Source organism: Bacteroides caccae, from assembly GCF_002222615.2.
GTDB lineage: Bacteria > Bacteroidota > Bacteroidia > Bacteroidales > Bacteroidaceae > Bacteroides > Bacteroides caccae.
Genome location: NZ_CP022412.2, coordinates 2,043,933 through 2,063,816 on the forward strand (window position 1 = coordinate 2,043,933; position 19,884 = coordinate 2,063,816).

Annotated in this window: 9 protein-coding genes; 2 read left to right on the top strand and 7 right to left on the bottom strand. The window is 42.8% G+C overall.

Annotation, left to right across the window (positions count from 1 at the left end):
- Positions 1-12: 12 nt before the first annotated feature.
- The 6 genes from CGC64_RS07965 to CGC64_RS07990 all read right to left on the bottom strand — a co-directional run bounded on the left by CGC64_RS07965 (position 13) and on the right by CGC64_RS07990 (position 9,999).
- On the bottom strand, positions 13-1,569 hold the full coding sequence (locus CGC64_RS07965; protein ID WP_005677464.1) for a RagB/SusD family nutrient uptake outer membrane protein: 1,557 nt from the start codon (positions 1,567-1,569) through the stop codon (positions 13-15).
- Positions 1,570-1,581: 12 nt separating this feature from the next.
- Entirely contained in the window at positions 1,582-5,052 is a 3,471-nt protein-coding gene (locus CGC64_RS07970; protein ID WP_005677466.1) for a SusC/RagA family TonB-linked outer membrane protein, read from the bottom strand.
- 125 nt (positions 5,053-5,177) lie between these two features.
- Positions 5,178-6,335 carry a FecR family protein gene (locus tag CGC64_RS07975; RefSeq protein WP_032837994.1) on the bottom strand — a complete coding sequence of 386 codons (1,158 nt, stop codon included), beginning with the start codon at positions 6,333-6,335 and terminating at the stop codon, positions 5,178-5,180.
- A 66-nt stretch (positions 6,336-6,401) separates the two neighbouring features.
- Positions 6,402-6,956 (bottom strand): RNA polymerase sigma factor, encoded by a 555-nt coding sequence (locus CGC64_RS07980; RefSeq protein WP_005680171.1) that lies wholly within the window; start codon positions 6,954-6,956, stop codon positions 6,402-6,404.
- Positions 6,957-6,991: 35 nt separating this feature from the next.
- Entirely contained in the window at positions 6,992-7,693 is a 702-nt protein-coding gene (locus tag CGC64_RS07985; protein WP_005677469.1) for a Crp/Fnr family transcriptional regulator, read from the bottom strand.
- 116 nt (positions 7,694-7,809) lie between these two features.
- A complete protein-coding gene (locus tag CGC64_RS07990) occupies positions 7,810-9,999 on the bottom strand; it encodes a glutamine synthetase III family protein (RefSeq protein ID WP_005677470.1) in 2,190 nt (729 codons plus the stop codon).
- 349 nt (positions 10,000-10,348) lie between these two features.
- Here CGC64_RS07990 and CGC64_RS07995 point away from each other — a divergent pair, with 349 nt between their 5' ends.
- Both CGC64_RS07995 and CGC64_RS08000 read left to right on the top strand, forming a co-directional pair.
- The gene (locus CGC64_RS07995; protein ID WP_005677472.1) at positions 10,349-12,556 is read left to right on the top strand and encodes a DUF5686 family protein; all 2,208 of its coding nucleotides are present in this window, start codon (positions 10,349-10,351) and stop codon (positions 12,554-12,556) included.
- A gap of 202 nt (positions 12,557-12,758) precedes the next feature.
- Positions 12,759-13,889, top strand: coding sequence for a retron St85 family RNA-directed DNA polymerase (locus CGC64_RS08000; RefSeq protein WP_005677473.1), 1,131 nt, complete (start codon positions 12,759-12,761; stop codon positions 13,887-13,889).
- Here the strand turns inward: CGC64_RS08000 and CGC64_RS08005 are convergent.
- On the bottom strand, positions 13,886-19,852 hold the full coding sequence (locus tag CGC64_RS08005) for a DUF3320 domain-containing protein (RefSeq protein ID WP_005677474.1): 5,967 nt from the start codon (positions 19,850-19,852) through the stop codon (positions 13,886-13,888). The two genes, CGC64_RS08000 and CGC64_RS08005, sit on opposite strands and share 4 nt — an antisense overlap.
- Between the last annotated feature and the right edge of the window lie 32 nt (positions 19,853-19,884).

The following is a 19,884-nucleotide window of genomic DNA, read 5'->3' on the forward strand; positions in this document are numbered from 1 at the left end:
AAATTATTAGCATTAGTTTTCTCGTTTAGGAGCCAAAGGATTTTGTTCCAGTCTTTTATTTTTAATCAATACTTCATCCGGAATCGGCATGGTATAAGAAGGGTCGTTAGATTTTAGCGTATATGTTTTACCTTCCCATTCGTGTGTGATTTGAGGCATTCCGTAGCGTCTCAGGTCGAACCAGCGTTGTCCCTCAAAACAGAGTTCTTTTCTTCTTTCTGCCTTGATAAAGTTTTTCAACGTCTCACCGGTCAATCCGGCAGGGACAACTAACTTTTCTGGTTCGTAACGATTCTCCAATAAAGTTCTCATAGCTGAAAGCGCCTTACTTTCTTCGTTATTGTAGGCAGCAGCTTCTGCAAGATTCAGATATGCTTCACTCAGTCTAAAAGAGAGTGCAAAATTCTCTGAACCATTAGGCTCGCCCATTGCAGATAGTTGGTATTTCCCGAAAGAACTGTAATAGTCCGGATAAAAACTGTTATTTATTCTGTTATATTCTTTAGCTATGTATTTTTCTTTTCTTAAGTCTCCAACTTTAAAACTTTCCAACAGATCATCGGAAGCTGTGAAGGCTTTCCGATAGTAGGTAATATTTATTCCCCAACCGGGATAATCGGGGTCTTCCTCTTCACGAGATACTGTTTCGTTATTAAATTCTGTGAGATCAGATACATTTCCATATAGCCAGATTACTTCTGATGATTTCAAAGACGTGAAATTGTAATAAGGTTCTACTGTTGACGTAGAAGGCAGATTATTCAAATTGATTAAAGAGAAAGACCACTCATTGATTACCTTGTCGGCATATATCGCTGCATCCTTCCAATTTTCCATGTAAAGGAAAACACGGGATTTCAATAATTGTATCATAGGAAGGCTGATTAAATAGTTCGGTTCGTATTGCTTATCTTTCGATAAAGTGAGAAACAACCGTTCCGCTTCGCTCAAATCTTCTATAATCTGGTTATAAACTTCTTCTACACTATTACGTGTCATTAATAAATCTTCTTCGGGCAGTAGGTTACTTGTCAATTTAAGAGGTACTCCCGCTGCTTGCTTGTCATAATTATAAGGTGCACCGAAGTGATTGACTAACATGAAGTAGTAGAATGCTCTTAGACCTAAAGCTTGGGCAATCACATAGTTCTTTTCAGCTTCTGTTCCGTTTACATCACCAATATAATCAAGTGCGGCATTTGCCCCTAAAATAAATTTATAGTAACCTTCCCAGATATTGTAAACAACGGGACTGTTCTTTTCCATTATGAAGAACATATCCGGTTGCCATGTGAAAACTGCTTTCTTGGATTCTACATATCCTGATGAGTTGGAATCGAACTCATACCCGGTTTTGTGGAACTGGACATCATCATCGAGGAAACTTAAAAAACCTAGTAAATTGTTGCCTGACTTATGTTGGGGGTAAGCACTGCCGATTAGCATCTCTTGGAGGGCGTTAGCGTCTTTAGGAACATATTCGCTTTGGGATTTCGGTTCCAGAAAGTCGGAGCAGGAGGACAGTGATAATAAAACGATTCCTATAATTGTATATATAAATTTTTTCATCTTTTATTTTTTTTAGAAACCAATGTTAATACCTAGTGAGTAATTGCGCGGAAGTACACTATTGCTGATTTCCGGGTCGAACCCGTTGAAACGTTTGCTGGCGATAACGAAGATATTATCCATGTTGAAGTTGAGTGACAAGTTCTTCATGTATATCTTTTCGCACCATTCGCGTTTCATTTGCCAAGATAAACCGATATTACGGCAGCGTAGGAATGAACCACTTACAACCATAGCATCAGACTGCTCCCATACCGGGATTTTGAAAGTACTCTCTCCATTAGGTAATTGTATGAGAGACATATTGCCCTTAGGCAGTGAAGGTATGATAGTATGTGCTTCGTCTCCCGGCTCTTTCCAACGGTTTAACAAATCACGGTTTATATTCGTATATGGGTCTGGCATATAGTAGGAACTGCTAAACTGCGAGTAGGGCGAGGGCAGACGTTTTTTGTTGCCAAGCAAGAGTGAGAAACTGCTGTTCAGAGTCAGTGATTTATACCGGAAACTTAAACTTAATCCACCTGTAAAATAGGGATCTCTTTGCCCTGAATAAACCAGGTAGGTGGTCGGGTCTATCAATCGGCTTCGTTGGTCATCCGGAATATCCAGAAGGTTGAATTGAGGTTCTCCGGTTTGTCCATTCAGACCGGCAAATGAGTATGACCAGAAACTACTAAGGGGATAACCTTGTTTGAGTATGATATCCGAGCGTCCGTTCAGAAAATCACTAGCCTTGACTTCGATATCCGTATGCCCGCCCTCGTTCCAGTTTTTAGATGCATTCAGGCTGACACTTAATGCATAGTCACGTTTTTGTATCGGAGTAAAAGTCAATGTATATTCGATACCTCTGTTGTGGATAATACCTCCGTTACGTTTCATAGAAGAAATTCCATATTCATAAGGCAGGTCTAATTCGACAATCGCATTAGAGCGTCTTGTGTAATATTCCAGATTCATGTTGAACAGATTAAATAATTCCAGATCGATTCCGAAATTCCATGATTTGGTACGTTCCCAAGACAGAGTCGGGTTCGGAATCTGGGAAATAGTAGATTGATATCTATTGTATAGATCAGCTACTGTTCCTTGATTCAGAATTAGATCCGGGCTAAGACGTGTGAGTGCATTTCCCTGAATACCATAAGTGCCGCGGAAGTTTAAGTTAGTTATCCAGCCCACATATTTTCTCATAAACCTTTCTTCTGAAGCCCTCCATGAGAAACCAAATGAGTAGGTTGGGTCAATACGATGATTGGTATCTTGTCCGAAGCGGTTGGATGCGTCATTACGTACATTGGCATTTATTACATAGCGATTTTTGAATGAATAGGCCAGTGTGGCAAATACAGAGAAGAAATTATCTGTAGTATTAACTTTTCTCCAACCACCGTCATATATTCTTTGTAGAATGCCCCAACCGCTGTTTTGAGAACCGGTAATCGGTTCGAAAGCTTGTAAGGTGGTCGGGCTTGTGATGACTTCTCCTCTATCGGGAACATATCCCCATACCGTATTGTTGATTCCTTTGTTGGTAGTAGAACGCAATTCCATACCTATTAGTGCATTCAATCGGTTCTCATCATTAAAAGCCTTACTGAATTGCAACTTGTTCTGTATGTTGTAAGAGTATTGATGTGTGTTGTTAGTAAACAATTCACCACCAAAAGGAAGTAAGGCGGCTTTGAATTCTTTACTGGCTGGTGAAACCGAGTTAAAGTCATATCCGCGATAATTCTCGGCAATGTAAAATGTCCGTTCCGATTCCCATGCCTCGTTTGTACTATTATTATCCGAATATCCTCCGGTGAATTGATAAGTCAGCCAGTCTAGAATGTTCCATTTTAAGTCAAGTGAGGCGGACAGATAGCTGGATGCTGATTTTGAGCCGCTATTCTCCCGTTCATTAATGAAATTGTATGATAACGATCTTACTCCTTCATTATATGGATAGGAGGCTTTCATCTGATAATAGACATCAGGGTCTATTGAGCGGTTAGTGGTAGTGGCATATCCTAAAGGATTGACTCCTCCCGCAAATCCTTTATTCGTGTTTACACTTCCATTGATAGCTGCATTTATGGTTAGTTTCTGTACCGGACGTATAGTGATAGCAAGACGGCCGGTCATGCGTTCACTATCATTTCCAATTTCTTGTCCTTCGCTTTTGGAATATCCCATAGAAGCCGAATAACTGTATTTGTTTGTTCCGCCGGAAACACTTAGATTGTGATTATGGCTGAAAGCGCGGCGGGTTAGTAGTTTGAACCAATCTGTGTTTTGTGTTTCCAAAACATTCCGTTGGGCAAGGAACTCTTCAGAGGATATATCATGTGATAAATACATATTCAATAATCCTTCGTACGTGTACATTTGTTTGATAGGTTCAGCACTGTAAGGAGTTCCCCAGTTGAAAGCTTCTTGTGAGAACAGTACCCTTTCTTTTGAATTCATATAATTGAACTGATCGTAATTAGGTCGTGTTCCTATTATAAAATTGGATGTGTAATTAACGCTTAAACGATCAGTAGTATTTTTTTTAGTGGTAATTTCAATGACACCATTAGATGCCTTTGAACCGTAAATAGCAGTTGCAGAAGCATCTTTTAGAATACTGATGCTTTCAATATCGGCCGGATTCAGCCAAGATATCTGGTTACCGATGATATTTTTTAAGTCATTGGTCATTAGAGAGGTCGCATCCAATTCTAATGGGTCCTCCTGAATAATTCCGTCTACTACCCATAACGGGTCCTGATTACCTAATAGTGTACTTGTACCACGAATCTGAATCTTGGGAGCAGTACCTACGCGGCTACTGGTATTGGTCACTACCATACCTGCCACACGTCCTTGTAACATTTGGTCAATAGTGGTATACGAAGGCATTATGATATCCTTGGCTTTGACGGTAGTGATCGAACCTACCAGGTCACGTCGCTGGATGTTCTGATAACCGGTTACCACTACTTCGTCTATTTCTGTATTTGAGGAATTGTTTAGAGTGACGTTGATGGTTCTCTTTCCTGTATATTTGACTGTTTTCTTTTCCATTCCGATGAACGAATAGGTCAATATTAGTCCTTCCTGTGCCGGAATGCTAAAGGTGTAGTGTCCGTCCAATCCGGCAATAGCTCCTTGCTTTGATCCTCGAACACTGACCGTAGCTCCCGGAAGTGCTTCACCGCTTGTGTCACGTATCCAACCGCTAATAGTGATTTTGTCAGTTTTTCTTTTCTTGATAACGATAGCACTACCTGAAATTTCGTAAGTGAGATTAGTTCCTTCCAGGCATTCGTCCAAAATTTCGGTAATTGTTTTGTCTTTTGCTCTTACACTGATATCAGTAATGTTAGCGATATCTTCAGTTGCATACATAAAGATAAATTTTGTTCGATTTTGCAGGTACCAGAGTACTGATTCTAAAGTCTCTTCTCTAAGATCAACCGATATTCTCTGGTTGTCTTGTGCCTGAATCATAAGTGAAGATAGAGAGAATACGCATAAAAAGCAGAGCTTGATAATATTTCTGCTCGTACGCGATATCCCTCTGAATAAGGAATGTGCTCGTCTTTTCATAAGCGTTAGTTATAATGTATTAGTAATTATTTATAAGAGATATGCAGAACGCCTTCTCTTTGTTTTATATCTACCAGGTTCAGTTCTTTTATCATGTCAATAATCGGATTCATATTTGCATATCGATTAAGATAGGCTCCAATTTTTACTTGTTTGACAGCATCATCTTCAAATGTGTATTTGAATCCATACCATTTAGAAAGATATGACATGACACTCTCAAGAGGGATATTTTTGAATATGAATGAACCGGATTCCCAAGATGTGTATAATTCTGTATTTACATTGGTTACAGTATTTCTTTTGGAATTCTTGTCAAAAATGAAATGTTGGTTGGGAGTTAATTCGAAATCTTCGTTTTTACTTTTAATTTTTATAGATCCATTAATAAGTGTAGTGCTTTCAATATTCTCGTCTGGATAGGCTCTGACATTGAAAGTTGTTCCTGTCACTTGAATAGAGGTATATGGTGTTTGGACAATAAATGGATGTTCACTGTCTGGAGCAACATCGAAATATGCTTCTCCTTTGATTTGGACAATACGTTGTTCGTTACTGAAGCATACAGGATATATCAATTGGGATTCTGCGTTTAAATGTACTTTCGTTCCATCTGACAAGGTTATGTGACATTCCATTCCATGTAGTGTTTGCAGGGTGTTTTTGATTTCTTTTATTTGAGGTTTATTGGTAGGCATTTGATAATTGATACCTTTGGAATCAATGATAAACATCTTGCTTGTCCCTTCTGGTAAAGCTCCTTCCGGAATTTTGAATGTAGTGCCGTTACTTAATGTAACTTCTCCGCCATGTGTGCCGGGATTGATTTCGCTAATCGGTTCTTCAGATATCCATTTATATATAGGATAGGAAACCGGTATCATGAGTAGTAAGATAAGGGCTGCATATCTCATACTTCTTTTCCACAGAAAAAGGTTAGGTGCCTTTTCTCCATTTAACAGAGGATAAATCTTTTCCCATGCTTTTTGTGAGGAAAAGCTCTTTATCAACAGTGAGTGTTCTTCATATGTCCTCTGATTTAATATCCGGTCGGCTATCTTTTGATGTTCCGGATTCTCATTAATCCATTTATGGTAACTCTCATTCTCTTCCAAGGTTGACGAATGAGTGAATATGGAGGCTAATACTTTAGCAATCTTAAATTTTTCTTTAAATGATTCCATCATTTTTTCAATTGGTTCGTATATAAAACAATCCAAATGAAAAAATGGGGTAATCAAAAAGTTACTTTATTTGCATAGAAAAAGACATAAGATGTAATTAATTCCTTTTAGGCTTTCTCGGAGTTTGCGATAAGCTATTTTTTTTAACTTATGGACAGTTCCTTCTGAGATTTGCAATTTGTCAGCAATTTCATTGTTTTTTAACCCTTTCATTGAATATAAGATGATATTCCGCATTTGAGTAGGTAATTCTTCTACCGCTTTGCGAACAATGCGAAATGTTTCTTGCTCAATAATCTCAGCTTCAAATCCATTGTCATATTCTTCTTTTCCGTGAAAAAAAGGAATATCTAGTTGTGCGTGTTTGAGGTAATTCAAACATTTATTTCGAGTGACAGTATAAAGGAAACTTTTTACTTTCAAGATATCGTTGAAGTCTTCTTTTCGTTCCCAATAAGCCAACAATGCGTCTTGAACAATATCTTTGCAGACTTCTTTATCTTCAACATAGTGAAATGAGAAAACGCAAAGAATAGGGTAGTAGTCATCAAATAGCTTTTTGAAAGCTTGTTTGTTACCACGCTTGATGTCTGCAATTATATTTTCTATATGTGTGTTCACTGTTTAAAGCGGCGCAATTGGCATAAAAGAGTTTTTTATCCAATTTTGCTTATTTTCTTCAGCTTTTCTTCTTCGATGATTTTTATCTTTCTTCCGTCAATTGTGATTAATCGTTCTGCAGCGAATTGAGATAATGTACGAATGGCATTTGAAGTCGTCATATTCGATAAATTAGCCAAATCTTCGCGTGAAAGATAAATGCTTAGGGTAGAACCGTCTTCTTCCAGCCCGTAGCTCTCTTTCAGGAACATCAACGATTCAGCCAGACGTCCGCGGATATGTTTCTGTGTCAGGTTGACGGTACGTTCGTCGGAGATACCGAGGTCAATAGAAAGTTGGCGGATAAAGAACATGGCCAGATCGTTATTCTGAGCAACCAAGGTGGTGATAGCACTCATAGGAATCAGACAGACAACGGAAGGTTCAAAAGCAGCTGCAGCGGTAACGAAGTCCTGTTTCGCAAAGTAGGCGCGGTACGCAAAATATTCCCGCGGTTTGATCATGCGAATAATCTGACTTCTTCCTCCTACACCATCTTTGAAGATTTTTACTTTGCCACTGATGAGACACATCAAATGAGAGGGGGTTTCTCCTTCACAATAAATGGTTTCATTCTTTTTGTAGGTCTGTATCGTATAATTATTCATCAGAAACTCCTTTTGCTCATTGTTTAAAGGAGCTAACATGTCGGATAACGGTTCCGAAATATCTATGTCTGACATATTCATTTTTACCATGGGTGCTACAAAACTGTGTTATACAGCACAAAAGTAAAAATAAAAAATGAGAAAATGAACGAATCTATAAAAAGATTGCACAAAAGCGGTAGCTTTCGTGCAATCTTGAAAACATTTTATTTAGTAAATAACAGTTCCCTATACTTCGGTAGAGGCCATATTTCATCGTCTACTTCCATTTCTAAATGGTCGATGTGATCTCGTATCTGGTCGAGATACGGACGCACTTTATCTTCGTATGCAAATGCTCTTTCCTTGTAGTTTTCAAGGTGGTTGGCTACTTTTCGCGCTTCGGTCATTTCACGGACCAGTATTTTAATGGAGGTCACCCGGTGGGAGATCTCACGAATCAACTCTTTACGGTCGGCGCTCAACACTTCGTATTCTTCGGCAGAGAAGATTTCCTTCATTCCGCGAAGATTTTCGAGCAGGCGATTCTGATAAGCCACGGCAGTCGGCACGATGTGGTTGATAGCGAGGTCGCCCAATACACGGCCTTCAATCTGAACCTTCATGGTGTATTTCTCCAATTCCACTTCCAAACGGCTGTTCAACTCCGTTTCGTTGAAAATGCGTTCGCCGATAAGTACGGATTTGGATTGATTGTCAACGTAGTGCATCAGAGCTTCCGGGACGTGGCAGATGTTGGTCAGTCCGCGGCGTGCAGCTTCCTGTTTCCATTCTTCGGAATAGCCGTCGCCTTCGAAACGGATCGGTTCGGAAGCGATGATTGTCTCTTTCAGCAGACGGAAGATAGCTTCGTCTTTGCCTACTCCTTCCTCCATAAGCTTTTCCACCGATGCGCGGAATTCGTTCAACTGGTTTGCCATGGCAGCGTTGATAGCAATCATAGCGGCGGCACAGTTGGAAGAAGAACCTGCGGCACGGAACTCAAACCGGTTTCCGGTGAAGGCGAAAGGGGAGGTACGGTTACGGTCGGTTGTGTCGAGCAGAATTTCGGGTATACGTCCGATACCCAGTTTCAGCGTTGTCTTTTCTTCCGGGGTCATTTTCTCGTTTCCCACCTGGCGTACAATTTCGTCAAGAGTTGCCGAAAGTTGTGAACCCAGAAAGCAGGAAAGAATAGCGGGAGGAGCTTCGTTGGCTCCCAGGCGGTGACTGTTGCTGGCACTCATAATAGAAGCACGCAATAGATTCTGGTTCTTATAAACCATCATCAGCACATTCACCAGGAAAGTAAGGAATAGCATATTTCCTTTCGGATTCTTGCCTGGTGCAAACAGGTTGACGCCTGTGTCGGTACAAAGCGACCAGTTGTTGTGCTTGCCCGAACCGTTCACGCCACTATAAGGTTTCTCGTGCAGAAGCACGTTGAAGTGATGCTTGCGAGCAATACGTTTCATCAAGTCCATGACAAGCTGGTTGTGGTCGTTTGCCAGATTACAGTTTTCGAAGATAGGAGCCAGTTCGAACTGGTTGGGTGCTACCTCGTTATGACGTGTCTTGGCGGGAATACCCAGTTTGTGGCATTCGATTTCGAGTTCTTTCATAAATGCCGTGACGCGTGGAGGGATAGAGCCGAAATAGTGGTCTTCCAACTGTTGATCTTTAGCGGAAGAATGTCCCATAAGTGTCCGTCCTGTCAGGCAGAGGTCGGGACGTGCATTATATAAGGAGGAGTCAACAAGGAAATATTCCTGTTCCCAGCCCAGGTTTGTATATACACGAGTGATGTTTTTGTCGAATAGCTGGCAAACTTCCGTAGCAGCTTTGTCTACGGCAGCGAGTGCTTTCAGCAATGGAGTTTTGTAATCCAATGCTTCGCCTGTGTAAGAAATAAAAATCGTGGGAATACAGAGAGTTGTGTCTACAACGAATGCCGGAGAAGAAACATCCCATGCCGTATAGCCGCGAGCTTCGAAAGTATTGCGGATGCCACCGTTGGGAAAAGAAGAAGCATCCGGTTCCTGCTGGATAAGCAGTTTGCCGGAGAAGCGTTCGATGACTTCACCGTCTTCACCGAACTCGATAAAGCCGTCATGCTTTTCGGCTGTTCCGTCCGTCAGGGGTTGGAACCAATGGGTGTAGTGAGTAACGTTGAGCGACTTCGCCCAGCTTTTCATGCCGTTGGCAATCAGGTCGGCTATTTCACGGTTGATAGGTGTACCTTTTTCGATAGCGTCGATTACCGCTTTATAAGCTTCTTTGGGAAGATACTCTTGCATCTTCTTGCGGTCGAACACATGGCTGCCATAATAATCAGAGAGTTTGTTGGAAGGAGCGGTCACTTCCAAAGGTTTCCGGTTGGAAAGCTCTTGCAGAGCAAAAAAACGCATTTTTGACATAAATAGTCTACTTTTATTGGTTGCTGGGCGCAAAATTATATGTTTTTTCTGAAAGTACCCCTGTTTTTGTAGGGGTATTTTTGAAAATAAGTGTGTTTTTTGAGAAATACCCCTACTTTTTTGTGGGGAAGGTAGACTTTTTTCTTGTATTTTATAAAATATAGAAGGAGATGATACTAATTGAAACTTTAGTTTTATAAGTTTGCTGTTGGTTCAAAGCAAGTTTATTATTGGGCAACAGGAAGTTTGTTATTAGTAGATAAGCTGATAACAACTATTAATTGATAACTCTTTTTAGTGACACATTGCCTTTGCTTTTCGATATTCTTTTCTATATTTGCCTACGTTAATGAAGGAGATACGACGATTGAGAGTTAAAATATTGATAGGATGCATAGTATGCCTGTTTTCTTTTATATCAAAGGGAACAGCCAACAATTATATAATGAATCCCTATACCAGTACGGAGATCTCGGCTGACTCCATTATCGAACGTGTCATGACTTTTGCCCCTTTGTATGAGACAATAGTAAGCGATTATCGCGCGAACCTATATATAAAGGGTAGAATGGATATCCAGAAGAAGAATTTTATTCTCCGCTACGTACCTTCCATGTTCCGTTTGCAGAAAGGGGTGCGTGAATATATGCTCGAAACATACAGTGACCTTCATTATACGGCTCCCAATATCTACGACCAGAAAGTAAAAGCCTCGCAAGGTACAGTGAGAGGAAACAGGGGATTGCCGGGGTTGCTCGAATATTTTAGTGTAAATATCTACTCGGCTTCGCTTTTAAACGATGAACGCCTGATGTCACCTCTTGCCAAGAACGGACAGAAATTTTATAAATACCGGATAGATAGTGTAATGGGCGACCCCAATAACCTTGACTACCGGATACGCTTTATCCCCAAAACGAAAAGCGATCAGTTGGTAGGAGGTTATATGATTGTCAGCAGTAATGTGTGGAGCGTACGGGAGATACGTTTCTCGGGACGGTCGGAACTGATTACCTTTACTTGCTGGATTAAAATGGGAGAAGTGGGCAAGAAAGACGAGTTTCTGCCGGTTCGATATGACGTGGAGGCCCTCTTTAAGTTTTTGGGAAACAAGGTTGACGGCTCCTATACGGCTTCTTTGGATTATAAGTCGATCGAACTGAAAGAGAAGAAAACACGTAAGAAAGAAAAGAAGAAGTATAACCTGTCAGAATCTTTCTCGTTGCAGTGCGATACGAATGCCTACAAAACAGACGCTTCGACTTTTGCCATACTTCGTCCTATTCCGTTGGCGGACGATGAGAAGAAACTGTATCAGGACTACCAGTTAAGACGCGATACCGTGGTCAGTCAGAAAAAAACGAAAAGCCAGGCTTTTTGGGGAACAATGGGTGACTTGATGTTGGAAGATTATAAATTCAATTTATCCAATATCGGAAGTGTCCGTTTCTCTCCGTTTATCAATCCGCTTTTGTTCAGTTATAGCGGTAGCAATGGGTTGTCCTATCGGCAGGACTTCCGGTATAACCGCCTTTTCAGGGGCGATAAGTTGCTCCGCATTGTCCCTCGACTGGGGTATAACTTCACCCGGAAAGAGTTCTATTGGGGACTGAATGCCGACTTTGAGTATTGGCCTCAAAAGCGGGGATTCTTCCGGCTGAATGTGGGTAACGGTAACCGTATTTATAGCAGTAAAGTGTTGGATGAACTGAAAGCCATGCCGGACAGTATCTTTAATTTCGACCTGATTCACCTGGATTATTTTAAGGATTTATATTTCAATTTTTTCCATAGCGTTGAAGTTACTAACGGGCTGGATATAAGTGTCGGTTTCTCGGCGCACAAGAGAACTGCAGTGGAGCGTTCCCGCTTTGTTATTACCGGTGACTATCCGATGCCGCCTCCCGAGTTTATGGATAAGTTCAAGAATACCTATATCAGTTTTGCCCCTCGTATTCGTGTGGAATGGACGCCAGGACTTTATTACTACATGAACGGAAAGCGTAAGATAAACCTCCGTTCTTTCTACCCGACTTTCTCGGTCGATTACGAACGGGGTATAAAGGATGTGTTCAAAAGTACGGGGGAATATGAAAGGATAGAGTTCGACCTTCAACATCAAATCCGTTTGGGACTGATGCGTAATATCTATTACCGCTTCGGATTCGGCGCATTCACCAATCAGGACGAACTGTATTTTGTGGACTTTGTCAACTTTTCACGTCACAATCTTCCCGTAGGGTGGAATGATGAAATCGGTGGTGTGTTTCAGGTGCTTGACGGACGTTGGTACAACTCCTCCCGCCGTTATGTACGCGGACATTTCACGTATGAGGCTCCGTTCCTTGTCCTGCGGCATTTGATGAAGTATACTCGTTATGTACAAAATGAACGGATCTATGTCAGCGCCCTTTCCATGCCACATCTTCAACCTTATTTGGAAGTGGGATACGGCATTGGCACGCATATCTTTGATCTCGGAGTTTTTGTGAGCAGCGAGAACTGGAAGTTTGGCGGGATAGGCTGTAAGTTTACATTCGAGTTGTTTAACCGATAGTTTTCTGCGTTCCGGTTGGATATCCGGGAATTATTTTCTACCTTTGTGTAGAAGAGGATGAGGGCAGAATTTAGCACAAGAGAGGTGTAGTCGCCTCATAAGCACAGGTATTTTCCTAGAAAATAAATTACTAGGTATACATACCTAAATTTATTTTAGTAAATAACTCATCCTCTTCTCCTTAGTTTTATACAGATGCACAATGAACAAAATTCTAATAACGATACTTATTATCACCGGCTTTTTGATTTATAAAATGATTTCCTCGAGCAGGAGACAAGAAGGGTATAAAAGGTGGAAAGCAACAGGCGGTGGTAAAGAAGAAAAGGTTGATAAAACAAAATGGGAGCGAGGATCCTGGCTTCGTCATGCAATGGGTGTTACTACTCCGGTGGCCCCCTATACTCCGAGATTTGAAAAAGAGGCTGTAATCTGGTGTGCTGCTCTGTTAGGAGTGGAAGTGAACCGCCTGGAAGAAATATTGAACAATGTTTCCGGGCATTATCAGGAGTTTTGGATGAGAAAAAGAAGCGGAGGGTATCGTATGATTTCTGCTCCGGACAAGGATTTGCAGGCTATCCAATCTACTATTTATTCGCGTATTTTATCATCGGTGACGATAGTTCATCCGGCAGCCGTCGGTTTTCGCTGCGGTCGGTCTGTGGTGGACAATGCTGCTCCTCATTTGGGTAAGCGGTATGTGTTGAAAATGGATATTCATGATTTCTTCGGCTCTATACGAAGCCCGAGAGTGAGGCAGACATTTAAGAAAATAGGTTATCCGGAGAATGTGTCGAAAGTACTGGGGGCTTTGTGTTGCCTGCACAGGCATTTGCCGCAAGGAGCGCCTACAAGTCCGGCTTTAAGTAATATTGTGGGATACGAAATGGACAGGAAACTCTCAGCGTTGGCTGCGGAATACGGGTTGACTTATACCCGTTATGCCGACGACCTAACCTTTTCGGGAGATGTGTTTCCGAAAGAGCAGATCATCCCTCAAGTCAAACGGATTATCCGTGATGAGAAGTTCGAGCCGAACCATAAAAAGACTCATTTTATGAATCAGAGTAGTAGGAAGATTATTACGGGGGTGTCTGTCGCTTCCGGTGTGAAGCTGACTATTCCTAAAAGCAAAAAGAGGGAGATTCGCAAGAATGTTTATTTCATCCTGACGAAAGGTCTGGCAGAACACCAGCGCAGGATCGGCTCTCATGATCCAGCTTATCTGAAACGGCTTATCGGAATGCTTTGCTATTGGCGGGCGATAGAACCGGACAATACCTATGCATCCGATTCCATTGCTGCTTTGAAACGTTTGGAGAAAGGGTATTAGTCTGCAATCGTTACTTTTTCATTGTCTATTTTGGCATAATTTTTTTTTATGGCTTTATTGATTCCTCTCTGCATGACAGTGTCTATGTTTGATCCCATACGTGTGAAACCGAATTCTTGTGCGCACGCTTTCACCAAATCCGCCAAAGGAAGACTGATAGAATCAGCCAATAGTTGCCGTACTGCGTTGGCTATCTCTTCGGGTGGCAAATCTGTTGCATCCCGATCGGACTCGGGGCGGTAACCGGAATAGAGACAGCATTGTACTTCATCTTTCCAGAAGAAGACGAGACCATCGTATGTGGTACGGTAGAGGTGAAGGCTGTCGAAGATCTTTTCCAGATGCGCTTCTATCCGTTGTCCCAACCGGCTGATTCCCCATTCGACCAGAACCTTTTTGCAGAGTAATGATTTGCTGATGGGTGCTTCGTTTTCTATGAGTTTCCGGATTTGAAAGATAAGAATAGGGATGTTCTCCGTAGCGAAGAAATCTTTCGAAGAATATTTGTTCGGGTTCACTTTCGTGCTGTTATACTTTCGTTGGGGAATATCGGCGGAGATTATTTCCGGTTTTGCGAAAACCGGTGTTGTCTTTAGCGATACTTCCTTTATCGGTGCCTCGTTTAGTGTTACTTCTTTTATTTGCCCACCTTTTATGGGTTCTTCGCTGCGTGTTTCTTTCCGGGTTGGTTCTTCCTGCCGAGGTTCTTTTTGTTTGGAAACGGAGGTTCCTTTGCTGATTGCTTCCTGTATGGATGCAATGACTTCATCCGGCTTCTCCCACCAGTCCATTGTCCAAATGCGGCAGATGTTCCAGCCGAGTGCTTTCAATACATTGTTTTGGACAATCTCACGGTCGCGTGCGGTTTTCGTACGTTTGTAGTTCTTTCCGTCACAGATGATACCTAGTTGATAATTGGATGTGTTTTGAGGATCCACAATTCCAATATCAATTTTATAGCCAGAACATCCGATGTCCGTATGTACGGTATATCCTAAAGAGCGTAGTTTGTCCGCTATGATATTTTCGATAGATACCGTTTCTTCCGATAAAGAGGGAAGGGAGCTGCCGGGTGTGTTCCTTGTACCTTTTTCCGCATATTCGAGAAACCGTTTCAGTCCAGCCACTCCGATAGACGAAGTCCGGTTGAGGTCTATCATATCCGATCTTAAAGTAGAGAAGATTATCATCTCATACCGGGCACGGGATACGGCTACATTCAGTCGCCTTTCTCCGCCGATCCGGTTTAACGGACCGAAATTCATGCTGACGCGCCCTTCGGAATCGGGACCATAGCCGACAGAGAAAAGAATGACATCCCGCTCGTCTCCCTGCACATTCTCCAGGTTCTTGATGAACAAAGGTTCTTCACTTTCCAGTGCAAGTGTTTCCAGTTCGGGGTGAAAGATGAAGAGGTCGGATAGCAAATCTTCTATCAATGCTTGTTGGACGACGCTGAAAGTAACAACACCGATACTCTTCCGCCTTAATTCTTCACTTCTTAATCTTCTTGCTATTTCGTCTACTACGGCTTGTGCTTCCGCCCGGTTTTGGCGGGACTTTCCTTTGTCATAGTAACCGTCGATTGCTACCATTCTCACTTTGGATTCAATGTTGTCCGGAGACGGGAAGGTCATTAGTTTATTGTCGTAATATTCCGAATTGCTGAAGGCGATAAGGCTCTCATGTTTGCTTCGGTAGTGCCATAACAGATATTTAGAAGGAATAGACAGTGCCAGGCAATCATCGAGAATGCTTTCGAGGTCTTCCAGTTCTATATTATCCTCGTCAACGGTGTTGACGGAGAAGAAGCTGGTGGGAGGCATTTGTTTCGGGTCACCTACGATCACTACGTTCTTGCCGCGTGCAATAGCACCTACGGCTTCATAAGTCGGCATTTGTGAGGCTTCGTCAAAAACGATCAGATCGAATTTATCCGCATCTGCGTCAATGTATTGGGCTACGGAAAGCGGACTCATCAACATACACGGGCACATACGCGACAGTAGAGTGGGGATCTGGTCGAACAACTTGCGGATAGATATGCCACGTGCATTGTTGCGGATATTCTTCTGGAGTATGCCAACTTCGGAACTCTGGATTGCTGCATGAGTAAAAGACGGAATGTTTGAAGCTAATCTGGCGAACAACTCTCTTTGGGTGATTGTCTCAAAATTCGTCGATATTTGTTTGTATTTCGCTATGATATCGTTGAATATCTTGCCGTTGAATAATTCCAGTGTCGGCTCTTTTGAGATAATATAGCGGATAGCTGCCTGATAAAAACTCTTGTGGAAGCTGTCGATAAGCCGGTCGGTCGGGATATTCTTCTCTTTATATTCCAGGGCAATGAATCCTATACCCAGTTTATCCAGTTGGCGGTATGCCTGGAGCCACTGGTACCAGTCTTTGAGCTTGTCCAGATTTTCTTTGTGGAGGCGGGCTTTTGCCAGAGCGGTGTTTATCCAGTCGGCAGAGTTCATGTAAAGCGTTTCGGCAGATATGCCCAGCGTGGAAGAAAGCCGGTTCTCAATGTTTACCAATCTTTCGGCAAGTTGGTATAATTCATTTAGGGAATGGGCGTGCATATCTCTGAATGACCGGAGCCCTTCCGTTAGCTGCACGGACAGGTTTTGCTTGATTTGCGTTGCCTTGGCAATATTCTTCGAATAATTCAGTAGAAGGGAATGGAGGACTCCCATATCATTAATGATCTGTTCAATTGTGCTCCAGTCTTCACTTCTTCCGAAGCCTCCGAACAGGGAAGGCAGCCTGTCAGCGTGTTTCCGGACGAACTCCGCTTCTTCCTGATAATGGATGATTTGGTGGAGCAGGGGCTTGACGGCTTCCGGTTTGACAGGCTTCAAAGCATATAGATTGATTGCCTTTTTGATTTTTTTCTGTCCGAAATATCTGGGAAGAAACCATTGGGCGCTCACCCTGTTCCATTCTGCGAGCATTTGTGTTGCATTTATTTCGAGAATCTCTTTGGTGAATCCGGTTTCTACGGTTGCTTTTATCTCATCACGTTTCCTGCCACGAGCGGACACTTCGCGATATTCGTCGAGAGTCTCGCTCAATGAAGATGCTGTCAGCAATCCGGGAGTGAGTTCGGGAATGTCGAGTACTTTTCGGACAATGTCCGCTGTCGTTTGGAAATCCATGCGTGTGGGGTGCATATCCGTATCTCTCAGTAGTGTGGGAAATACGGATAACTTCGGCTGAATTGTGCTCAGCAAGTCGATGAAAGTGCTCAGTAATTGGGCAGCTTCTTCCTTTATGGCAGACGAATATTCCGCAATAGAGATTCCCGATAGCGGATGTTGATAAGGATGTCCGCAAGCATTGGCAGTTCTTACCAGAGTTTCGACAGCTTCTTTCCATTCGGAGAATGTTTCTTTGTTCAATGTATCCAGATAGCTTTGCGGAATATCAAAACAAGGCTCTCCGTCTGTTGATTGATAGTGGATAATGGCATCGTATAAAGAAATGCCGAAAGGATATTCCTTATGTAAGGCTTCTGTGTATCCGTTTAATTCCGCCCGCAGTTGCAACAAGCGTTCCGCTTCCTTTTTAAATTCTTCGGGAGAAGTCTGTTTGATGATTTCAGTCGTTTCTCTAAGTTGTGAGATAACGGCGGATTTCTTAGTCTTGTTGGAGTGAATTTCCAGGCAGAAGGGAGCAAGTCCGATCGCTGCCAACCTGTTTTGAACAACAGAGAGGGCAGCCATTTTTTCTGCTACAAATAATACACGTTTGCCGTTGTATAAAGCATTGGCGATAATGTTGGTAATGGTTTGCGACTTTCCCGTGCCCGGAGGGCCGTGCAAGATGAAAGTCTTGTCGTGTACCGCTTCATAGATAGCCTCCAGTTGGGACGAATCGGCAATAATAGGCAATACGATATCTGCCGGAGACAGTTCCTTATCCATGTAGGTGGCATCTATTTCTTCAGTTGTGGCATCCCATTCTATCTTTCCGTTGATGAGGCTCGAAACAATTTTATTCTGAGTCAGTTTATTGGCATTGTTGTGGATATCATTCCACATGATAAACTTGTTAAAGGAGAATATTCCCAGGATAGCCTGTTCTTCCACGTCCCATTTGCGCTGGTTCTTAATGCTGTTTCGGATAATGGAGTAGATAAGCTTGACGTTTACACCGCTTTCATCAGTCGGCAACGGGTCCAGTCCGGGGACGGAGATCCCGAAGTTTTGGCGGAGCATTTCCAACAAGGTGATATTCATCATCGTTTCCTCCTCACGTGAACGGATGACGTATCCTTTGGCCGCTGACTTACGGATGATTTCTACCGGTAATAGCAGGATAGGAGCATAGCGGGGACGTTCGCTGGAAGGTGACTCGTACCATTTTAGCAGTCCGAGAGCGAGATAAAGCGTATTCGCCCCGTTTTCTTCAATAGAAGTACGGGAAGAACGGTACAAGTGGGTAAGCGCTTTGCTCAAATCATTTTCCGGCAGATAAAAACGTAATCTTTTCTGGGAAAGCTCCGAATTTACAAAATCAGTAATCGGGTCGGAAGCCGGTATTGAAGAATAGATTCCGAACTCCATGCCCGGATTCTCCCAGTCGGAAGGACGGTGCAGGATGCGGAACTCTTCCCCGTCTGCTAAAGCGTCTTCCAGGCAGGAGAGATTGGCGGGAATAAGTTGAAGCGTGTTTTTGGTAATCCGGATATTCAGCAGGTTGTTGCGCAGGCTTAGGTCTAATAGCCGTCGTTCCCACAATAGTTGTTTGGTTATGACCGTCTGCGTTTCGTTGCCGGATAAATCGTATGGATTGATACTTTGCGGGGTGGCATAAGCCGTATCTTTATTATATAAAGCGGTATCTTCTTCTATTTCCCAGATCTGTCCGTTCAGTACCCGTTGCGGTACGGGACGGATTCCCGAATGCCTTGCCCGCTTGACATCTATCGCAAGGATGAACTTGCTTGAATCGGTCAGTTTACCGTTTGCGCTTTTCACTGCATCATCGAAATCGGAATGCTGTCCCATGTTCATGCAGGTCGTTTCAACCAGCGTGATGTCATAAATCCCCTCGGCAGTCCTTTTGGTTAATAGCGAAACATCATCAATTGTAGCGTCCGGAAAAGTTTCGGGCACCAGCCAAGCACCTGCAAAGGCGTGTCCCCGGGCGATGATGAGGAGAGCATTCAGTCCGATAGCTTCCAGGCAGGAGGCGTAAAGCAACGCCATATCCAGGCAAGTCCCCAGCTTCTGAGCCAGGACGGAATCGGTGAGCCGGATGCGTTGCCCGTACTCCTCAAAGCTAGCCGGGATAGTGCTGTAAATAATCTGCTGCTCGGTGATAGCAGTATAGACGGCGGCCATTTGCTTTCTTACCCTGTCCGGGTTACGGCTCTGGTATTCGTCCAGTGACGGATTTCCTGTCCACTGCTCCAAAATGGTAGCGGCTCGTTTGATGACGGGCGAAATAACAGCATGATTGGGAGTGATGAACGCAGCCAGCATTTCGGGCAGGACATTGAGTCCGCCCCATTGGTCATAAGCGAGAATATCAATCGGATACGTTTGCGAGAATATAGCTTTCGTTTCTGACGTGATTTCTACTTTCAGGCTGCCTGATAATCTTTCGGTCAGTTGGGTGAAATAATTGGTGGACAAGGTGAGATTGAAAGTTTGCAGACAGACCCGGTCGTTAGCCGGAATTGCTTCTATAACTGTTGGAACAGAATTACCAAAGGTCGGTTCGGTGGTGATTTGCACTTGTACATCTTTCAGTGGAGCATGTGTCGTGTTCTCAATTGAAATCTGATGAATAATAGATGCGCCGTTCTGCTGCATCGCGAAATTAATAAGCGGCAAATAGTCGCATTGCACCTTGACTTTGTCCAATCTCTCGTCCATGGCTAGAGCTATATAAATTAAGACTTGCAATATTACAAAAAATAAGGATATAAGCATCTTTTCTTTTGGCATTCTTTTGGCAATCAAGAAAATATTTCTACCTT

Excerpts from the sequence above, each read along its gene's own strand:
- CGC64_RS07995 (WP_005677472.1), top strand. The coding sequence starts at position 10,349 with ATGAAGGAGATACGACGATTGAGAGTTAAAATATTGATAGGATGCATA.
- CGC64_RS07990 (WP_005677470.1), bottom strand. The coding sequence starts at position 9,999 with ATGTCAAAAATGCGTTTTTTTGCTCTGCAAGAGCTTTCCAACCGGAAA.
- CGC64_RS07970 (WP_005677466.1), bottom strand. The coding sequence starts at position 5,052 with ATGATTCAGGCACAAGACAACCAGAGAATATCGGTTGATCTTAGAGAA.
- CGC64_RS08000 (WP_005677473.1), top strand. The coding sequence starts at position 12,759 with ATGAACAAAATTCTAATAACGATACTTATTATCACCGGCTTTTTGATT.
- CGC64_RS07965 (WP_005677464.1), bottom strand. The coding sequence starts at position 1,569 with ATGAAAAAATTTATATATACAATTATAGGAATCGTTTTATTATCACTG.
- CGC64_RS07985 (WP_005677469.1), bottom strand. The coding sequence starts at position 7,693 with ATGGTAAAAATGAATATGTCAGACATAGATATTTCGGAACCGTTATCC.
- CGC64_RS07975 (WP_032837994.1), bottom strand. The coding sequence starts at position 6,335 with ATGGAATCATTTAAAGAAAAATTTAAGATTGCTAAAGTATTAGCCTCC.
- CGC64_RS08005 (WP_005677474.1), bottom strand. The coding sequence starts at position 19,852 with ATGCCAAAAGAAAAGATGCTTATATCCTTATTTTTTGTAATATTGCAA.